Origin of the sequence: Streptomyces sp. AHU1 (assembly GCF_045343905.1) — a bacterium.
GTDB lineage: Bacteria > Actinomycetota > Actinomycetes > Streptomycetales > Streptomycetaceae > Streptomyces > Streptomyces triticiradicis.
In genome coordinates this window covers 6,355,745-6,371,270 of sequence record NZ_CP174283.1, presented here as the reverse complement: position 1 = coordinate 6,371,270, position 15,526 = coordinate 6,355,745, and the positions used below count along the sequence as shown (strand labels likewise).

The 15,526-nt window shown below is 71.0% G+C and carries 17 protein-coding genes and 1 pseudogene; 1 reads left to right on the top strand and 17 read right to left on the bottom strand.

Annotated elements, in window-relative coordinates; all coding sequences use genetic code 11:
- Positions 1-118: 118 nt before the first annotated feature.
- From pyrH to rpsB, 3 genes are all read right to left on the bottom strand, one after another.
- On the bottom strand, positions 119-889 hold the full coding sequence (gene pyrH, locus ACICHK_RS28470) for a UMP kinase (RefSeq protein WP_151472173.1): 771 nt from the start codon (positions 887-889) through the stop codon (positions 119-121).
- A gap of 183 nt (positions 890-1,072) precedes the next feature.
- Complete coding sequence (gene tsf, locus ACICHK_RS28465; RefSeq protein WP_406839078.1) at positions 1,073-1,909, bottom strand: translation elongation factor Ts; 837 nt, start codon at positions 1,907-1,909, stop codon at positions 1,073-1,075.
- Between the two features lie 96 nt (positions 1,910-2,005).
- Entirely contained in the window at positions 2,006-2,902 is an 897-nt protein-coding gene (rpsB, locus tag ACICHK_RS28460; protein ID WP_406839077.1) for a 30S ribosomal protein S2, read from the bottom strand.
- Positions 2,903-3,171: 269 nt separating this feature from the next.
- On the opposite strand from rpsB, the gene ACICHK_RS28455 reads away from it, so the two are divergent.
- A complete protein-coding gene (locus tag ACICHK_RS28455) occupies positions 3,172-3,792 on the top strand; it encodes a murein hydrolase activator EnvC family protein (RefSeq protein WP_406839076.1) in 621 nt (206 codons plus the stop codon).
- Between the two features lie 43 nt (positions 3,793-3,835).
- On the opposite strand, the gene ACICHK_RS28450 is transcribed toward ACICHK_RS28455, so the two are convergent.
- From ACICHK_RS28450 to rimM, 14 genes and pseudogenes are all read right to left on the bottom strand, one after another.
- Positions 3,836-4,393, bottom strand: a complete 558-nt coding sequence (locus tag ACICHK_RS28450; protein ID WP_406841338.1) for a TetR/AcrR family transcriptional regulator — start codon at positions 4,391-4,393, stop codon at positions 3,836-3,838.
- Between the two features lie 156 nt (positions 4,394-4,549).
- Positions 4,550-5,392: an RNA polymerase sigma factor WhiG gene (whiG, locus tag ACICHK_RS28445; RefSeq protein ID WP_406839075.1), complete on the bottom strand. Its 843-nt coding sequence runs from the start codon at positions 5,390-5,392 to the stop codon at positions 4,550-4,552.
- 271 nt (positions 5,393-5,663) lie between these two features.
- Positions 5,664-6,809 (bottom strand): DNA-processing protein DprA, encoded by a 1,146-nt coding sequence (gene dprA, locus ACICHK_RS28440; RefSeq protein ID WP_406839074.1) that lies wholly within the window; start codon positions 6,807-6,809, stop codon positions 5,664-5,666.
- The gene (locus ACICHK_RS28435) at positions 6,806-8,431 is read right to left on the bottom strand and encodes a YifB family Mg chelatase-like AAA ATPase (protein ID WP_406839073.1); all 1,626 of its coding nucleotides are present in this window, start codon (positions 8,429-8,431) and stop codon (positions 6,806-6,808) included. The genes dprA and ACICHK_RS28435 overlap by 4 nt, the downstream gene beginning before the upstream one ends.
- Complete coding sequence (locus ACICHK_RS28430) at positions 8,431-8,802, bottom strand: YraN family protein (RefSeq protein ID WP_406839072.1); 372 nt, start codon at positions 8,800-8,802, stop codon at positions 8,431-8,433. Before ACICHK_RS28430 ends, ACICHK_RS28435 begins: the two co-directional genes overlap by 1 nt.
- Positions 8,803-8,988: 186 nt before the next feature.
- Positions 8,989-9,297, bottom strand: coding sequence for a DUF2469 domain-containing protein (locus ACICHK_RS28425; RefSeq protein ID WP_003965949.1), 309 nt, complete (start codon positions 9,295-9,297; stop codon positions 8,989-8,991).
- Between the two features lie 55 nt (positions 9,298-9,352).
- Entirely contained in the window at positions 9,353-9,877 is a 525-nt protein-coding gene (locus tag ACICHK_RS28420) for an NUDIX hydrolase (RefSeq protein WP_406839071.1), read from the bottom strand.
- Complete coding sequence (lepB, locus tag ACICHK_RS28415; protein WP_406839070.1) at positions 9,867-10,640, bottom strand: signal peptidase I; 774 nt, start codon at positions 10,638-10,640, stop codon at positions 9,867-9,869. The genes ACICHK_RS28420 and lepB (ACICHK_RS28415) overlap by 11 nt, the downstream gene beginning before the upstream one ends.
- 155 nt (positions 10,641-10,795) lie before the next feature.
- On the bottom strand, positions 10,796-11,740 hold the full coding sequence (gene lepB, locus ACICHK_RS28410) for a signal peptidase I (RefSeq protein WP_406839069.1): 945 nt from the start codon (positions 11,738-11,740) through the stop codon (positions 10,796-10,798).
- A pseudogene (gene lepB, locus ACICHK_RS28405) lies at positions 11,628-12,716 on the bottom strand (signal peptidase I); the annotation flags it as partial. The gene lepB (ACICHK_RS28410) and the pseudogene lepB (ACICHK_RS28405), both read right to left, overlap by 113 nt.
- Positions 12,709-13,425 carry a signal peptidase I gene (lepB, locus tag ACICHK_RS28400; protein WP_406839068.1) on the bottom strand — a complete coding sequence of 239 codons (717 nt, stop codon included), beginning with the start codon at positions 13,423-13,425 and terminating at the stop codon, positions 12,709-12,711. The pseudogene lepB (ACICHK_RS28405) and the gene lepB (ACICHK_RS28400), both read right to left, overlap by 8 nt.
- Positions 13,426-13,505: 80 nt before the next feature.
- Positions 13,506-13,856: a 50S ribosomal protein L19 gene (gene rplS, locus ACICHK_RS28395; RefSeq protein ID WP_037625104.1), complete on the bottom strand. Its 351-nt coding sequence runs from the start codon at positions 13,854-13,856 to the stop codon at positions 13,506-13,508.
- Positions 13,857-13,987: 131 nt separating this feature from the next.
- The gene (gene trmD, locus ACICHK_RS28390) at positions 13,988-14,809 is read right to left on the bottom strand and encodes a tRNA (guanosine(37)-N1)-methyltransferase TrmD (RefSeq protein ID WP_151472162.1); all 822 of its coding nucleotides are present in this window, start codon (positions 14,807-14,809) and stop codon (positions 13,988-13,990) included.
- Complete coding sequence (rimM, locus tag ACICHK_RS28385; RefSeq protein WP_406839067.1) at positions 14,809-15,396, bottom strand: ribosome maturation factor RimM; 588 nt, start codon at positions 15,394-15,396, stop codon at positions 14,809-14,811. The genes trmD and rimM overlap by 1 nt, the downstream gene beginning before the upstream one ends.
- Positions 15,397-15,526: the final 130 nt, after the last annotated feature.

Below are 15,526 nucleotides of genomic sequence, written 5' to 3'. Positions count from 1 at the left end.
GGCGGCCGGCTGCGTCGCGTCTTGTTCCTGCACGGTTCCGGACCGGCAGGACATTGTCCATCCCCCGGCCGGGGTCCGTCCGGGACCGGAAGGCGTATCCGGTCCCGGACGTTCCCCGTCAGGCTCGGCCGCTCTGGTCGCCCACGAGTGTGCCGATCTTCTCACCCTTGACGGCCCGCGCGATATTGCCCTCCGCCAGGAGTTCGAAGACCAGGATCGGCAGCTTGTTGTCCCGGCACAGCGTGATGGCGGTCATGTCGGCGACCTTGAGGTCCCGGGTGATGACCTCGCCGTAGCTGAGCGAGTCGAACTTGACCGCTTCGGGGTTGGTCTTCGGGTCGGAGTCGTAGACGCCGTCCACACCGTTCTTGCCCATGAGGAGCGCCTCGGCGTCGATCTCCAGGGCCCGCTGGGCGGCGGTGGTGTCGGTGGAGAAGTACGGCATGCCCATACCGGCGCCGAAGATGACCACACGGCCCTTCTGCAGGTGCCGCACGCCGCGCAGCGGGATGTACGGTTCCGCGACCTGGCCCATGGTGATGGCGGTCTGGACGCGGCTGTCGATGCCTTCCTTCTCCAGGAAGTCCTGGAGGGCGAGGCAGTTCATGACGGTGCCGAGCATGCCCATGTAGTCGGAGCGCGCCCGGTCCATGCCACGCTGCTGGAGTTCGGCCCCGCGGAAGAAGTTGCCGCCGCCGATGACGACGGCGATCTGGGCGCCGCCGCGCACGACGGCCGCGATCTCGCGGGCGATCTTGTGCACCACGTCGGGGTCGACGCCCAGTCCCCCGCCACCGGCGAACGCCTCGCCGGAAAGCTTCAGCAGGAAGCGGCCCGCGCCTTTGCCGTCGTCGCTCTTCTCGCCGTTGTCGGCCTGGCTGGTGGTCATGGAGATCTCCTCATGGTGCACATACGAAGAAGGCCATTGCCGGTGGGGTGTCGTTCGCATCCCATGCTCGGCAATGGCCTCCTCGTCAGATCTGCTGTCGTCCGGCACACACGTGTGAGTGCCGGCGTACGCGGACGACTGCTGTCGACCCTATCGGGGTCGCGCGTCGATCGCTGTACGGACTCAGATGCCGACCTTGATGCGCGAGAAGCGCTTCAGGGTGACACCGGCCTCGTCCAGAACCTTCTGGACGGACTTCTTGTTGTCGAGCGCGTACGGCTGACCGAGGAGGGTGGCCTCCTTGAAGAAGCCGTTGACGCGACCCTCGACGATCTTCGGGAGGGCGGCCTCGGGCTTGCCCTCGGCGCGGGTGGTCTCCTCGGCGACGCGACGCTCGCTCTCGACGACCTCGGCCGGGACGTCCTCCTTGGAGAGGTACTTCGGCGCGAAGGCGGCGATGTGCTGCGCGATGCCCTTGGCGAGGTCGGCGTCGGCCTTGTCCAGCTCGACCAGAACACCGATCTGCGGGGGCAGGTCGGGCATGGTGCGGTGCATGTACGAGGTCACGAAGGCGCCGGAGAACTGGGCGAAGCGGTCCAGGACGATCTTCTCGCCCAGGTTGGCGTTGGCCTCGTCGACGAACGCCTGAACCGTCTTGCCGGGCTCGATCTCGGAGCCGAGCAGCGTCTCGATGTCGGCCGGCGACGTCTTGACGACGTGCTGGGCGATCTCGTCGGCGACGGCCTGGAACTTCGCGCCCTTGGCGACGAAGTCCGTCTCGCACTTCAGCTCGACCAGGACACCGGAGGTGTTGTCGTCGGCGATGATGGAGACCACGGCGCCGTTCTCGGCGGAGCGGCCCTCGCGCTTGGCGACGCCCTTCTGGCCCTTGATCCGCAGCGCCTCGACGGCCTTGTCGACGTTGCCGTCGGCCTCGTCCAGCGCCTTCTTGCAGTCCATCATGCCGGCGCCGGTGAGCTCGCGGAGCTTCTTGACGTCAGCGGCGGTGTAGTTCGCCATGATTCCTGGAGTCTCTCTCGAAGTCTGAAGATCTACGGGACGAACGGCGGGGGCTTCGTGGGCCCCCGCCGTTCACAAACCCGAAGGGGTGAGGGGTCAGGCCTGCTCGGCGTCCGCGGCGGGGGCCTCGGCAGCAGCCTCGGCGGCCGGGGCCTCGGCCTGCTCGGCGTCGGCGACCTTCTCCGTCTCGGCGGAGGTCTGGACCTCGGCCTCGTCGGCCTTCTTCTCGCCCTCGAGCAGGTCGCGCTCCCACGCGGCGAGCGGCTCGCCCGCGGCCTTGTCGCCCGCGGCCTTGCCGGCGCCCGAGCGGGCGATGAGGCCCTCGGCGACGGCGTCGGCGATCACGCGGGTGAGCAGGGTGACGGAGCGGATCGCGTCGTCGTTGCCCGGGATCTTGTAGTCGACCTCGTCCGGGTCACAGTTGGTGTCGAGGATGGCGACGACCGGGATGTTGAGCTTCCGGGCCTCACCGACCGCGATGTGCTCCTTCTTGGTGTCCACGATCCAGACGGCGCTGGGCACCTTCTGCATCTCGCGGATACCGCCGAGGGTCTTCTCCAGCTTGGCCTTCTCGCGCGAGAGCACGAGAAGCTCCTTCTTGGTGAGACCGGAGGACGCGACGTCCTCGAAGTCGATCTGCTCGAGCTCCTTGAGGCGCTGCAGACGCTTGTAGACGGTGGAGAAGTTGGTGAGCATGCCGCCCAGCCAGCGCTGGTTGACGTAGGGCATGCCGACGCGGGTGGCCTGCTCGGCGATGGCCTCCTGCGCCTGCTTCTTCGTACCGACGAACATGACCGTGCCGCCGTGGGCGACGGTCTCCTTGACGAACTCGTAGGCGCGGTCGATGTACGACAGCGACTGGAGCAGGTCGATGATGTAGATGCCGTTGCGCTCGGTGAAGATGAAGCGCTTCATCTTCGGGTTCCAGCGACGGGTCTGGTGACCGAAGTGGACGCCGCTTTCCAGCAGCTCCCGCATCGTGACGACGGCCATGGCCGTTCTCCTCGGTTTTCTCGGTTGTGCCGCGTGTGCCGGACGGCACTCGCGCCTGACGCCCGCGACGCGCCTTGCCACAGAGGACCGAGAGGCGCTGACACCGGTCTGTGCGACCAGATGTCGGGGCGTGCGAAGTCGACCCGATGACCCGGGTCGCCTCCAGAAGTGTACGGGACCCGGGAGGGACCGGGTGACGTCGCTGTCCACAACCGGCCGGTACTCCACAGATCCCGGCCATGATCTGCTCGATGCGGGACGGTTCCCGCATGCGAGTGAACCGATGTGCGCGTACGTGGCGGATGGTCCTGCCGGGCCTGGCCGTGGCCGTCCTGTGCGCCCCGCCCCCGCCGGCACTGGCCCGGGGTGCCGGCCCCGCGCCCGCGGTCCCGCCCTCCCCGCCGACGGCCGACCCCTCCGTGCCGGCGCTCGCCCGCGCCTGGCCCGTGGGTGTCCGGCCGTTCGTCGTACGGGGCTGGGAACCCCCGGCGACGGCCTACTCCCGGGGGCACCGCGGGGTCGACCTCGCGGCCGCCCCGGGCGCCCCGGTGCGGGCCGTCGCGCCCGGCCGGGTGTTCTTCGCGGGCCGGGTCGCGGACCGCGGGATCGTCTCGGTGGAGCTGTCGGGCACGGGGACGCCCCCGCTGCGGACGACGTACGGCCCGGTGCGGGCATCGGTGCGCGAGGGCGACGAGGTCCTCGCGGGCGAGGCCGTCGGCACCCTGGAGGCCGGGGGCGCGCACTGCGGGCCGACGGCCTGTCTGCACTGGGGTCTGCTCAGAGGAACGGCCTACCTGAACCCGCTGTCCCTGCTTCCCCCGTGGCTCCTGGACACGGGCCCGTCCCGCCTGCTGCCGCTCACCCCGCCGACACCGGACGCACACTCCTGACGCCCCGGCGAGGCAGGGGGCCCGTGACCGGGGTTGGTGGGGTTCAGCCCCGGACGCCCCGCAGGGCCATCGCCACGGCCGCCTCCGTGATCATGGAGGGGTCCTCGGCGGCACCCAGCTCGATGCGCCGCACCGCGGCGTCCACCACTCCCTGGAGGAGCATCGCGGCCAGCCTCGGCTCCGCGTGCCCCATCTCGGTGAGCGCCTCACCGATCATCGCGACCAGCCCGCCGTGCGCGGCCCGGATCTTCTCCCGGGCGCCCGCGTCGAGCTCGCTGGCGGAGATGGCGACCACGGCCCGGTGCCGCCGGTCGCCGACCAGGGCCAGCTGGCTGCGGACGTAGGCCTCGACCGCGGCCTCGGGACCGTCCGCCGCGGCCATGGCGGCCGAGACCTCGGCCGCCCAGACGGGGAAGTCGACCTCGCACAGTTCCTCGACGACGGCCGCCCTGGACCGGAAGTACTCGTACACGGAGGAACGCGCGAGCCCCGTGCGCTCGGCGAGCGCGGGAAAGGTCAGCGCCTCCGTCCCGCCCTCGGACAACAGGGACCGCGCCGCGTCCAGCAGGGCGGCTCGCTGCATCGACCGGTGCTCGGCCACGGAGGCCGCTCGAATCCTTGGCACGTCAACCACTGTACGGACGCGGCGCCGCGGACGGGAACCACTCCGCCGACCCGGCCGCGCCGGCGTCCGCCGCGGCACTGCCGCCGCCGGGACGGCACGGCGGCACCGCCCCGCGTCACGGCACCGCCCGGCTCAGCGCCCGAAACCGGCCAGCTTGGCGCGCAGCTGGAGCACCGACTTGGTGTGGATCTGGCTGACCCGGCTCTCGGTCACCCCGAGCACGTTGCCGATCTCCGCGAGCGTGAGTCCTTCGTAGTAGTACAGCGTGACCACGGTCTTCTCCCGGTCGGGCAACGTGTTGATCGCCCGCGCCAGCAGCCTCCGCAGCTCCCGGTCCTCGGCCACCTCGACCGGATCGTCGGCTGCGGTGTCCTCCAGCGTGTCCATCAGGCTCAGCCGGTCGCCGCCCTCGCCGCCCGCGTGCAGCAGCTCCTCCAGAGCGACCACGTTGGCCAGCGACAACTGGCTGAACACCGCGTGGAGTTCCTCCACTGCGATGCCCATCTCCGCGGCGACCTCGCCCTCCGAGGGGGTGCGCCGCAGCCGCGCCTCCAGCGTGGCGTAGGCGCGCTCCACGTTGCGCGCCTTCTGCCGCACCGACCGCGGGATCCAGTCCAGCGCCCGCAGCTCGTCGATCATGGCGCCGCGGATGCGGGTGATCGCGTACGTCTCGAACTTGATCTCCCGTTCGATGTCGAACTTCTCGATCGCGTCGATCAGTCCGAACACCCCCGACGAGACGAAGTCGGCCTGCTCGACATTGGCCGGCAGCCCCACGCTGACGCGGCCCGCCACGTACTTCACCAGCGGCGAGTAGTGCAGGATCAGCTGCTCCCGCAGCCGCTCGTCACCGGTCGACTTGTACGACCGCCACAGCTCGTCGAGCGTCGAGGGCGCGGGCGGGCGCACGCTGCCGCCGTCGCGGGCGGCTGGCGGGATCGCCGTCCGGTCGGACCCGGAGGTGTGCTGGGGCATTCGTCGCCTTGTGCCGTTCTGCCGTGGACTGGGATTGCCTGGGCGCCCTGTCGGCCTCATGCCGAGATCGCGTCGCGTGCTTCGGATTCTTGTGAGCGTAGCGTGACTGGGCTGTCGCAGTGTGCGAAGGGTGGGCTGTCACCCGCACGCGAAACCTTTCCCCGGGACGTCTCCCGGAGTCACCACGGTCGCCCTGTGTGATCGCCGGGGTCGCCAACTGCGAGGATTCCCAGGCGTGTCGGCGTTCCCCCGGACGGCCGAACACGCTCGGTCAGCATCTCTCCCGATCACCTCGGACGGGGGCCGTCGCCTGGCGTGTCAACTTCCAGCCGTCGCCATGTCGTTCGACGAATCCAAGTGCCCGGAGTTCGTACAGTCTCCCGACCGCGTCGTCCGGGCTGGTCGCCGCCCGCCGGGCGATCTCCTCGGTCCCGGCAGGATCCCGCGCCGGCAGGGCGGCCAGGACGCGTTCCGCCCCCGGCTCCAGCAGATCGCGCGGCAGTACGGGACCACGCCGGTCCGGGGCCAGCTCCCCCATGTCGCCCACCAGTTCGGCGACTTCCGCGGCGTCGGACACGAGGACGGCCTCCCCGCGCAGCAGTTCGTGCACCCCGGCCGACAGTGCGCTGGTGACGGGTCCCGGCACGCCCATCGTGAACCTGCCCAGCCGCTGTGCCGCGCGGGCGGTGACGAGCGCCCCGCTGCGGTAGGCCGCCTCGACGACCACGGTGCCCCGGGTGAGCGCCGCGATGACCCGGTTCCGGAGGATGAATCTGCTCGGCGTCGGATGCTCTCCCGGTGACAACTCGCCCACCACGAGCCCCTGTTCCGCGATCCTTGCGATCAGCTGGGCGTGTCCGCGCGGATAGGGCCGGTCGACGCCGCAGGCGAGCACCGCCACGGTGGCACCGCCCGCGCCGAGGGCGCCCCGGTGCGCGGCGCCGTCGATGCCGTAGGCACCGCCGGACACCACCACCCAGCCCCGCTCCGCGAGCCCGGCACCGAGGACGGCGGCCATGTGCGCGCCGTACTCCGTACAGGCACGGGCGCCGACGACGGCGACGGACCGCAGCGCCCACAGCCGCAGCCCGGCCCGCCCCCGCACCCACAGTCCGACCGGCCGGGCATCCCCCAGGTCGTCGAGCTGCGCGGGCCATTCGGATTCACCGGGACAGACGAACCTCACCCCGGCGTCCCGGGCGAGGGCGAGGTCGCGCTCCGGGTCGGCCCGCGCGGCCCTGGCCCGCAGTCCGGCCCACCTTCCGTCGGGCATCCCCCGCGGCTGCCCCAGGTCCCCGTACAGCCACCGGACCGCTTCCGGGGCCCCGACCTCCCGGATCCAGCGCCCGCAGACCTCGTCACCCGGTTCGACGACCCGGGACAGCGTGACGCGGGCTCCGCGCTCGGCGGCCGTCATGCCGGCGAGCCGATCGCCATCGGCACCCCGCGCGGGATTCCGGTGCGCAGCTGGAGGGCAAGGGCGACGTCCCCGGCGTCGGGCCGGTCGTGCCCCGACAGGTCCGCGACCGTCCAAGCCACCCGGAGCACCCGGTCCAGCCCCCGGGCCGTCAGCAGCCCGCGCTCCAGGCCCCGCTCGGCCTCGTCCATCGCTCCCGCCCGCGCCTGCCAGCGGCCGCGCAGCTCGCGTCCCGGCACCTCGCTGTTGATGCTCCAGGGGGTTCCCTTCAGGCGTTCGGCGGCCCGCTCACGGCCGGCGAGCACCCGGTCCGCGACCGTCCTCGTCGACTCGCCCCGCGCGCCGCGCGCGGTGAGTTCGGCCCGGGTGACCGGCTCGACGTCCACCCGCAGGTCGACCCGGTCGAGCAGTGGTCCGGAGAGCCTCGCCTGATAGCGGCGGATGACGGAGGGCGGGCACTCGCAGAAGTCGTTCGTCGTGCTGAAGCGGCCGCAGGGGCAGGGGTTGGCGGCCAGCACCATCAGGAACTTGGCGGGGAACCGCACGACACCGGCGCTGCGCGCGATCACCACGTGTCCCGCCTCCAGCGGCTGCCGCAGGGCGTCCAGCGCGAAGCCGCTGAACTCCGGCGCCTCGTCGAGGAAGAGCACGCCACGATGCGACAGGGACACCGCGCCGGGCCGCGCGAGCCCCTTGCCGCCGCCGACGAGCGACTGCATGGTCGCGGAGTGGTGGGGCGCGCAGTACGGCGCGACGTCCACCAGCGGTTTGCCGGGCGGCAGCAGGCCCGCGACGGAGTGGATCGCCGTCACCTCCAGCGATTCCTGGCGGGTGAGGCGCGGCATGATCAGCGGCATCCGCTCGGCCAGCATCGTCTTGCCCGCGCCGGGCGGCCCCTGGAGGAAGACGTGGTGGCCGCCGGCCGCTGCCACCTCCATCGCGGTGCGTGCCGACAGCTGGCCGACGACGTCACCGAGGTCGTGGCCCCGGTCGTGTTCCGGCACGGAGACGCCGCACAGGCCGGTGGCCTCGCCCGTGCCGGGCAGGCGCAGGCCGGCCGACAGCGGGTCCGGGCGGCCCCGTTCGTCAGGGTCCTCCTCGGGCACCGGTTCCTCCGCCAGCACCGCGATCAGCTGGCGCAGGCTGCGGACCCCGAGCACCGAGACGCCCGGCACGAGGGAGGCCTCGGCCGCCGCGCACTCCGGCACCACCACCTGTTCGTAACCGGCGTCCGCCGCGGCGAGGACGGCCGGCAGGATGCCCCGGACCGGCCGCACCCGACCGTCGAGCCCCAGCTCCCCGATCATCACGATGTCGGCGAGCACGCGCGGATCGATCCGCTCCGCGGCACCGAGGACCGCCGACGCCACGGCGAGGTCGAAACCCGAACCGCCCTTGGGCACGGAGGCCGGGCTCAGCCCCACCGTCAGCTTCTTCTGCGGCCAGGAAGCGCCGGAATTGACCACCGCGGCCCTGACCCGGTCCCGGCTCTCCGTCAGGCTCTTGTCGGGGAGCCCGACCAGCGTGAAGGCGGCGATGCCCGGCTCCAGGTCGGCCTGGACCTCCACGACGACACCCTCCACGCCCACCAGTGCCACCGAGCACGTACGCGCGAATCCCATCAGGCCGCCCCCCGCGCGTGCTCGACCACGGGCGCGCCGCGTTCGGGGATCAGGACGCCGACCAGGTCGATGCGGACACCGCCGGGCGGAGCCCCGCCGTGTTCCTGGAGCCAGCGTTCGGCCAGGCCGCGCAGCCGGCGCGTCTTGGCCGGTGTGACGGCCTCCATCGGATGCTGGAACGCGCCCGCCCCGCGGGCCTTGACCTCGCAGACGACCAGCGCGTCGCCGTCCCGGGCCACGATGTCGATCTCGCCGGTCCTGCCACAGCGCCAGTTGCGCGCCAGGACCGTCATGCCGGCCTCGGTCAGCCGCCGTACGGCCAGCTCCTCGCCGTAGGCGCCCAGTGCGTTGCGTGCCTCGGATGTCTTCATGTCGGCACCACCTCCGGCACCGACACTGAGGCCACACCGCACAGCCGTTGGATCTTGGTGGACGAGCGGGTGACTGTGGAGAACCCCGTCACCCGTACGAGTCATCACCACGCTCGCCGCTGACCCCCGGCAGGCGCGCGGACCGGCCGCCCGGCCTCAGCCACCCGGCCCTCAGTCACCCGGCCCTCAGCCGCCCGGCAGCTCCAGATCGCTCTTGTTCAGCTCTTCGATGTTCACGTCCTTGAACGTAAGGACACGCACCTGTTTCACGAAGCGGGCGGGCCGGTACATGTCCCACACCCAGGCATCCGCCATGGAGACCTCGAAGAACACCTCGCCCTGGACCGAGTGCACCTGCATCTCGTAGTCGTTGGTGAGATAGAAGCGCCGCTCGGTCTCGATCACATATTTGAACAGACCGACGACATCGCGGTACTCCCGATAGAGCTTCAGCTCCATCTCGGTCTCGTACTTCTCGAGGTCCTCGGCGCTCATGGCATGTTCCCCTTCAGCCGTGCGTCCCCCTATTGTGCGTCAGCCCCGGGAGCCCCTAGACGATTTCCGTGTCGAGGACCTCGGGCGTGGCCGGGGGACCCTCGTCGAGCACCCTGCGCAGCAGCCCGGCGAGCTTGGTCGGATACACCGTCTCATGTGCCTCGGCCAGTTCCCGGCACGTCCACCAGCGCGCTCCGGCGACGCTGCGCCGCTCCAGCTCCGTCAGCCCCGTGGCCGCCGTCGCGGTCTGGGCGGTACGGGCCAGGAAGTACCACTCGTCCTGGTCCCAGCGCCTTCCGGCGAACGGGAACGAGCAGATCCGCCGCCACAGCACGGGGCCCAGTTCGACCTCGGTGATCCCGGTCTCCTCGACGAGTTCCCGCAAAGCCGCCTGTTCACGTGTCTCGTCGCCCTCCACTCCGCCACCGGGTGTGAACCACCAGTCGTCGGAGGGATCGTCCGGCTCGTGGCCGTGCAGCAGCAGGACGCGGTCCTGCGGGTCGAGCAGCACGACCCGGGCGACCTTGCGCAGCCCGCCCGGGCCAGGGCCCTCGTCCGGTTCCGCCGCCTCAGCGGGCACCGGCGGACTCCGTGCGCGCACGGGACCGCCCGGCCAGCTTGGCGACGGGCCCGTAGGCCGCTCCTCCCAGCACGAGAACGGCGCCGGCGATCACCAGGGCGATCATCGTGGGGAGCGGTCCGGGCCGGGACAGGGCGCCGAGCACCTTGAAGCCGTCGGGGCGGGCGAGCATGCCGTTCATCGGCCAGGCGACGGCGTCGACCCGGGCCTTCACGGCGCCGCGCGCCACGGTGCCGCGGGCCGCGTCCGTCAGGTGCGCGGTGGAGTCCAGGGAGCCCCGCCGCTCGTCGCCCAGGAGGAACAGCCGCCCCTGGGGGACCTTGACGGCCGGGAACCCCGTGAGCTCGGCGAGGCTTCCCTCGGGCAGGTACGACTCGTCGATCTTCTTGCCGTTGACGGTCAGCTTGCCGTCGGTGCAGCAGGCGACCGTGTCGCCGCCGACGGCGACCACGCGCTTGACCACGGACGAGCCCGTGACCCACGTCTTGTCCTCGAAGACGACGACGTCACCGCGCCGGATCTCGCTCCCGTCGACGCGCTGCGCCAGCACCCGGTCGCCGATCTTGATCGTCGGCGCCATCGAACTCGTGGGAACGGTGTACGGCCGGTAGACCACCGCGGCCCAGGCGAATCCGCCGAGGAACAGCACCAGGCCCAGCGCGACGGCCAGCCCGGACAACCGCTGTCCGGTTCTGCTGCCCACCGGGGCCCTGCCTGTGCCGCCGCTGCGCGGGGCCGTACGTGTTGCGCTCTCGCCACCCATGGGCCCGCACCTTACCCGGGGGTACGGTCCGGGGTCAGCCCCCTCCGGATCACGGACGCCGGAGGGGGCCGGATCCGGAGGTTCGTACCGGGAACGAACGGGGCCGACCGCCCCGGACGTGTCCGGAGGGGCCGGCCCCAGTGCCGTGTGGCGGCTCAGTCGCCCTTGGACGCCTTGCGCCTGCGGCGCACCAGCACGAGCGGCGCGGCCCCCAGGAGGGCCACGGCGCCCGGAGAGGTGACCGCGGCGGCCGCCTGGTCGCTCAGGCCGGGCTGGTCGAAGGTGTCCGGGACCGGGAGGGTGCCCCAGCGGCTGATGGGCCAGGCCTTGACGATGGCACGGCCGACGACGTCCTTCACCGGCACCATGCCGTGGTGCTCGTCCGTCTGGTTGTAGCGCGAGTCCCGCGAGTTCTGGCGGTGGTCGCCCATCACCCAGATCATGCCCTCGGGAACCTTGACCTTGAACTGGCCGCCGTCCTCGTCCTGGCTGCACGGGGTGTTCCCGGCGTACACGTATGACGACTCGTTCAGCGCCTTGCCGTTGATCTTCAGCGGGCCGGTGCCCTTGCACTCGACGGTGTCGCCGGCGACGCCGATGACCCGCTTGATGAGGTCCTTCTCCTCGGCGGACGGCATCAGACCGATCCAGCTGAGCACCGTCTGCAGAGCGTTCGGGTTGGCCGTGGGCTCGCCCGCCAGCCAGTTGTCCGGGTCGTGGAAGACGACGACCTCGCCCCGCTCCGGCTCGGAGCCGAACCACGGGGTCAGCTTGTCGACCAGGACACGGTCACCCTGCTGGAGGGTGTTCTGCATCGAGTCCGAGGGAATCGAGAACGCCTGCACCAGGAAGGTCTTGATGATCAGCGCGAGGACCAGAGCGATGCCGATCAGGATCGGCAGCTCCTTCCAGAAGGAGCGCTGCTTCTTGGGGGATTTCGGGTCCTGTCCGGAACGCCCGGTCGAGGCGTCACCGTCCTCGGAGCCGCTCCCGGAATCCGATCCGGGGTCTACGGCCGGGGCAGCCGCATCCTCGGGCCTTTCCGGCTGCCCCTCGGGCCCTTCGTGCCCAGAACGCGCGCCGACCGCCACATCCCCCACATCCACTCCTCACTCCGTGCCGCCGCCCGTGCCGTATTCGGCGCAGGCCCACCACTCCCATAACGAGCGGGAGTTCCGCAGGGCTCGGGAGCGGGATCAATCCATCTGGATCCGCAGAGCCCACCCTATGCGACAGAGCTGGAGCGGAAGCCGACCCTCCGGGCGCGTCGGACACCGTCGAGAACGTGTTCGGCTCCTGCAGCCGGGTCCAGTGGCCCACGGGCCATCCGATGACCATCGCCCGGCCCACGACCGAGTCCTCGGAGACGGTTCCGCTGAACTTGTCGGTGCGGTGGTACCGGGAGTCCGCGGAGTTGCCCCGGTGGTCGCCCAGCACGAACAGCCGGCCCGCGGGCACCTTCACCTCGAAGGAGAAGTCCGACGGCTTGTCCCCGGCGTAGATGTACGGCTCGGTCAGGGGGGTGCCGTTCACGGTCACCCGGCCCTCGGCGTCACAGCACTTGACCGTGTCCCCGCCGAGGCCGACGACCCGTTTGATCAGGTCCTTCTCGTTGTCGGAGGGCAGCAGACCGATGAAGGTCAGCCCCTCCTTGAACTGCTTGACGACCACGGGGTCGTTCTTCTTCTGGGTCTCCTCGGCGGTGAGCCAGCCTCCGGGGTCCTTGAAGACGACGACGTCACCGCGCTTGGGCTGGGAGCCGAACCAGGGGGTGAACTTGTCCACCAGGACGCGGTCACCGATCTGGATCGTGTTCTCCATGGAGCCCGACGGGATCACGAAGGCCTGGACGAGGAACGTCTTGAGGACCAGGGCTATCAGCACGGCGACACCGACGAGGAGGGGTATCTCCTTGACCGCCGAGCGGCGCCTGCGCCGCTTGATCTTGCGCGCGAGCCTGCGGCGCTCGACCCGGCTGGGCCGGGCGGCGCCTCCCGCGGCGCGCCGGGACCCGGTGGGCAGCAGGTTGTCGGCTGCGCTGGCGGAGACCCCGCGCGCCCTTCCGCGGTTACCCATGGGCACCCCCGGCGGCCGGCACGCCCGCGTACGCGTCGGAACGCGTCAGCCGGGTCCAGTGGCCCACGGGCCAGGCGATCCAGTCGGCCCTGCCGATGACATCGCCGACGGGGACCATGCCGCCGCCGGGCGAACCCAGGTGATCACGGGAGTCGCGCGAGCGGCTGCGGTGGTCACCCAGGAGGAACAGGGACCGCTCGGGCACGACGATGTCGAAGGGCACCTCGGAAGGGCTGTCGCCCTGATAGAGAAATGTCGACTCGTCGACCGATCGGCCGTTCACTTCGAGTCTCCCCTCCTTGTCGCAGCAGACCACGTGGTCTCCCTCTACCCCGACGACGCGTTTGACGTAGTCCGCGTTCCCGAAATAACCGGTGCCGTCGAAGACGACGACATCGCCCCGCTGCGGCTCGGAACCGAAACGGTACGCCAACTTGTTTACGAGAACGCGGTCCCCGATCCTCAATCCGGACTCCATGGAGCCGCTGGGAATTTCGAACGGCTGCATCACGAAGCGGCTGAACAGCAGCAGAAACACCAGGCAGGCCAGCACGGTCAGGGTGATCCGGCCTCCGGGGAGCCAGTCGGCGGCCCTGCCGGGGAACGCAGAACGCGACCGCTCCTCCGGCCCCGCTGTGTCCGAGATCTCCTCGGAAGCGGAAGGGCGGGAGGAGCGGTCGCGCTCCACGGGCTGTGCTTCGGTGTCCATCGGGGCCAGATGCTATCCGGCCCGTCCGGGACACCTTCTTACCGGCTCGGTCACCGACGGGTGACCTCGGCGGCGCGAGCTCAGTTGTCGCGCTTCTCCTTGATCTTCGCGGCCTTGCCGCGCAGCTCACGGAGGTAGTACAGCTTGGCGCGACGGACGTCACCACGGGTGACGAGCTCGATCTTCTCGACGATCGGGGTGTGCACCGGGAAGGTGCGCTCGACGCCGACGGAGAACGAGACCTTGCGGACCGTGAAGGTCTCGCGGACACCGGAGCCCTGGCGGCGGATGACTACGCCCTTGAACTGCTGCACACGGGAGCGGTTGCCCTCGATGACGCGGACGTGGACGTTGACGGTGTCACCCGGGCGGAAGGCCGGGATGTCGGTGCGCAGCGAGGCGCCGTCGACGGAGTCGAGCAGGTGCGACATTTTGTCTGCTTTCTTCGCTGATGCCACAGGTCATCAACGGGAGAGAGGTTCGAAGAGGATGCTGTCTCGTCGGGACGGGCGTCGTGTCCCCCTGTGGCAGGGGCGCACGCCGGACGACGTAGAGCAGCGGCCTATTCTTCCACGGCGTCGGGCCTGCACCAAAATCGGCCGTCGGGGGCCGGCCGCCAGCCCAGGATCGAGAGCATCTCGCGGTCCTTCTTGTCGAAGGCGGAGGCGTCGCATCGCTCGATGAGGTCGGGCCGGTTCGCCGCCGTACGGCGCAGTGCCTCGTCGCGGCGCCAGCGGGCGATCTTCCCGTGGTGGCCGCTGACCAGCACGTCGGGGATCTCGCGGCCGCGCCACCGCGGGGGCTTGGTGTACACCGGGCCCTCCAGGAGGTTGGCCATGGCTCCGGGGGCGAAGGAGTCGTCCCGGTGGGACTCGGCGTTGCCGAGCACTCCCGGCAGCAGCCTGGCCACGGCCTCGGTGACGACGAGGACGGCCGCCTCCCCGCCGGCGAGGACGTAGTCACCGATGGAGACCTCGTAGACGGGCATCCGGGTGGCGTACTCGTCGATGACACGGCGGTCGATGCCCTCGTAGCGCGCGGGCGTGAAGACCAGCCAGGGGCGCTCGGAGAGCTCGACGGCGAGTTCCTGGGTGAACGGGCGTCCGCTGGGGGTGGGGACCACCAGGACGGGCCCGTGGGCGCCCGTCTCGTACCCGTCCGCCAGGGCGGAGTCCAGGGCCTCGCCCCAGGGCTCGGTCTTCATGACCATGCCGGGGCCGCCGCCGTAGGGCGTGTCGTCGACCGTGTTGTGACGGTCGTACGTCCAGTCCCTCAGATCGTGCACGTGCACGTTCAGCTGTCCGCGCGCGCGGGCCTTGCCGACGAGCGAGACGTTCAGGGGTTCCAGGTACTCAGGGAAGATCGTGACCACGTCGAGCCGCATCAGGCACCGGTCCCCGTGGTGTCCTCGCCGCCGTCGGCGGAGCCGTCCTCCGCGTCCCGGGCGGAGGCGACCTCGGCCCGGTCGTCGATCAGTCCGGGCGGCGGGTCGATGACGGCCCGCTGCTCCTCCAGGTCGATCTCGACGACGATCTCCTCCACGAACGGGATCATCACCTCGGTCCCGTCCGGGCGCTCCACCACGAACAGGTCCTGCGAGGGCAGGTGCGAGATCTCCGTGATGCGTCCGACCTCGACGCCCTCCGTGGTGACCACGTCCAGGTCCATCAGCTGGTGGTCGTAGTACTCGTCCGGGTCCTCCGGCGTCTCGTCCGGGTCGACCTCGGCGATCAGCAGGGTGTTGCGCAGGGCCTCGGCGGCGTTGCGGTCCCGCACGCCCGCGAAGCGCAGCAGGAGACGGCCGCTGTGGACCCGGCCCGTCTCGATGGTCAGTGGTCCGGCGGAGGCCGGATCGGTGAGCAGGACCGCGCCGGGGCCGAGCCGGAGCTCCGGCTCGTCGGTGCGGACCTCCACGGTGACCTCGCCCTTGATGCCGTGGGCACGGCCGACGCGAGCGACTACCAGCTGCACTGTGCTTGATCTCCTGTCGTGTGCCGACGGCAATGCTTCTTGGACGACCGCGGGGGCGCGGCCGTCCGGGGGTGCGGCCGTCCGGGGTGCGGGGGCCACGCGGTCCGGGCCGCCCGGACGGGTTCACAGA

Excerpts from the sequence above, each read along its gene's own strand:
- pyrH (WP_151472173.1), bottom strand. The coding sequence starts at position 889 with ATGACCACCAGCCAGGCCGACAACGGCGAGAAGAGCGACGACGGCAAA.
- tsf (WP_406839078.1), bottom strand. The coding sequence starts at position 1,909 with ATGGCGAACTACACCGCCGCTGACGTCAAGAAGCTCCGCGAGCTCACC.
- rpsB (WP_406839077.1), bottom strand. The coding sequence starts at position 2,902 with ATGGCCGTCGTCACGATGCGGGAGCTGCTGGAAAGCGGCGTCCACTTC.
- ACICHK_RS28455 (WP_406839076.1), top strand. The coding sequence starts at position 3,172 with ATGCGAGTGAACCGATGTGCGCGTACGTGGCGGATGGTCCTGCCGGGC.
- whiG (WP_406839075.1), bottom strand. The coding sequence starts at position 5,392 with ATGCCCCAGCACACCTCCGGGTCCGACCGGACGGCGATCCCGCCAGCC.
- dprA (WP_406839074.1), bottom strand. The coding sequence starts at position 6,809 with ATGACGGCCGCCGAGCGCGGAGCCCGCGTCACGCTGTCCCGGGTCGTC.
- ACICHK_RS28435 (WP_406839073.1), bottom strand. The coding sequence starts at position 8,431 with ATGGGATTCGCGCGTACGTGCTCGGTGGCACTGGTGGGCGTGGAGGGT.
- ACICHK_RS28430 (WP_406839072.1), bottom strand. The coding sequence starts at position 8,802 with ATGAAGACATCCGAGGCACGCAACGCACTGGGCGCCTACGGCGAGGAG.
- ACICHK_RS28425 (WP_003965949.1), bottom strand. The coding sequence starts at position 9,297 with ATGAGCGCCGAGGACCTCGAGAAGTACGAGACCGAGATGGAGCTGAAG.
- lepB (WP_406839070.1), bottom strand. The coding sequence starts at position 10,640 with ATGGGTGGCGAGAGCGCAACACGTACGGCCCCGCGCAGCGGCGGCACA.
- lepB (WP_406839068.1), bottom strand. The coding sequence starts at position 13,425 with ATGGACACCGAAGCACAGCCCGTGGAGCGCGACCGCTCCTCCCGCCCT.
- rplS (WP_037625104.1), bottom strand. The coding sequence starts at position 13,856 with ATGTCGCACCTGCTCGACTCCGTCGACGGCGCCTCGCTGCGCACCGAC.
- trmD (WP_151472162.1), bottom strand. The coding sequence starts at position 14,809 with ATGCGGCTCGACGTGGTCACGATCTTCCCTGAGTACCTGGAACCCCTG.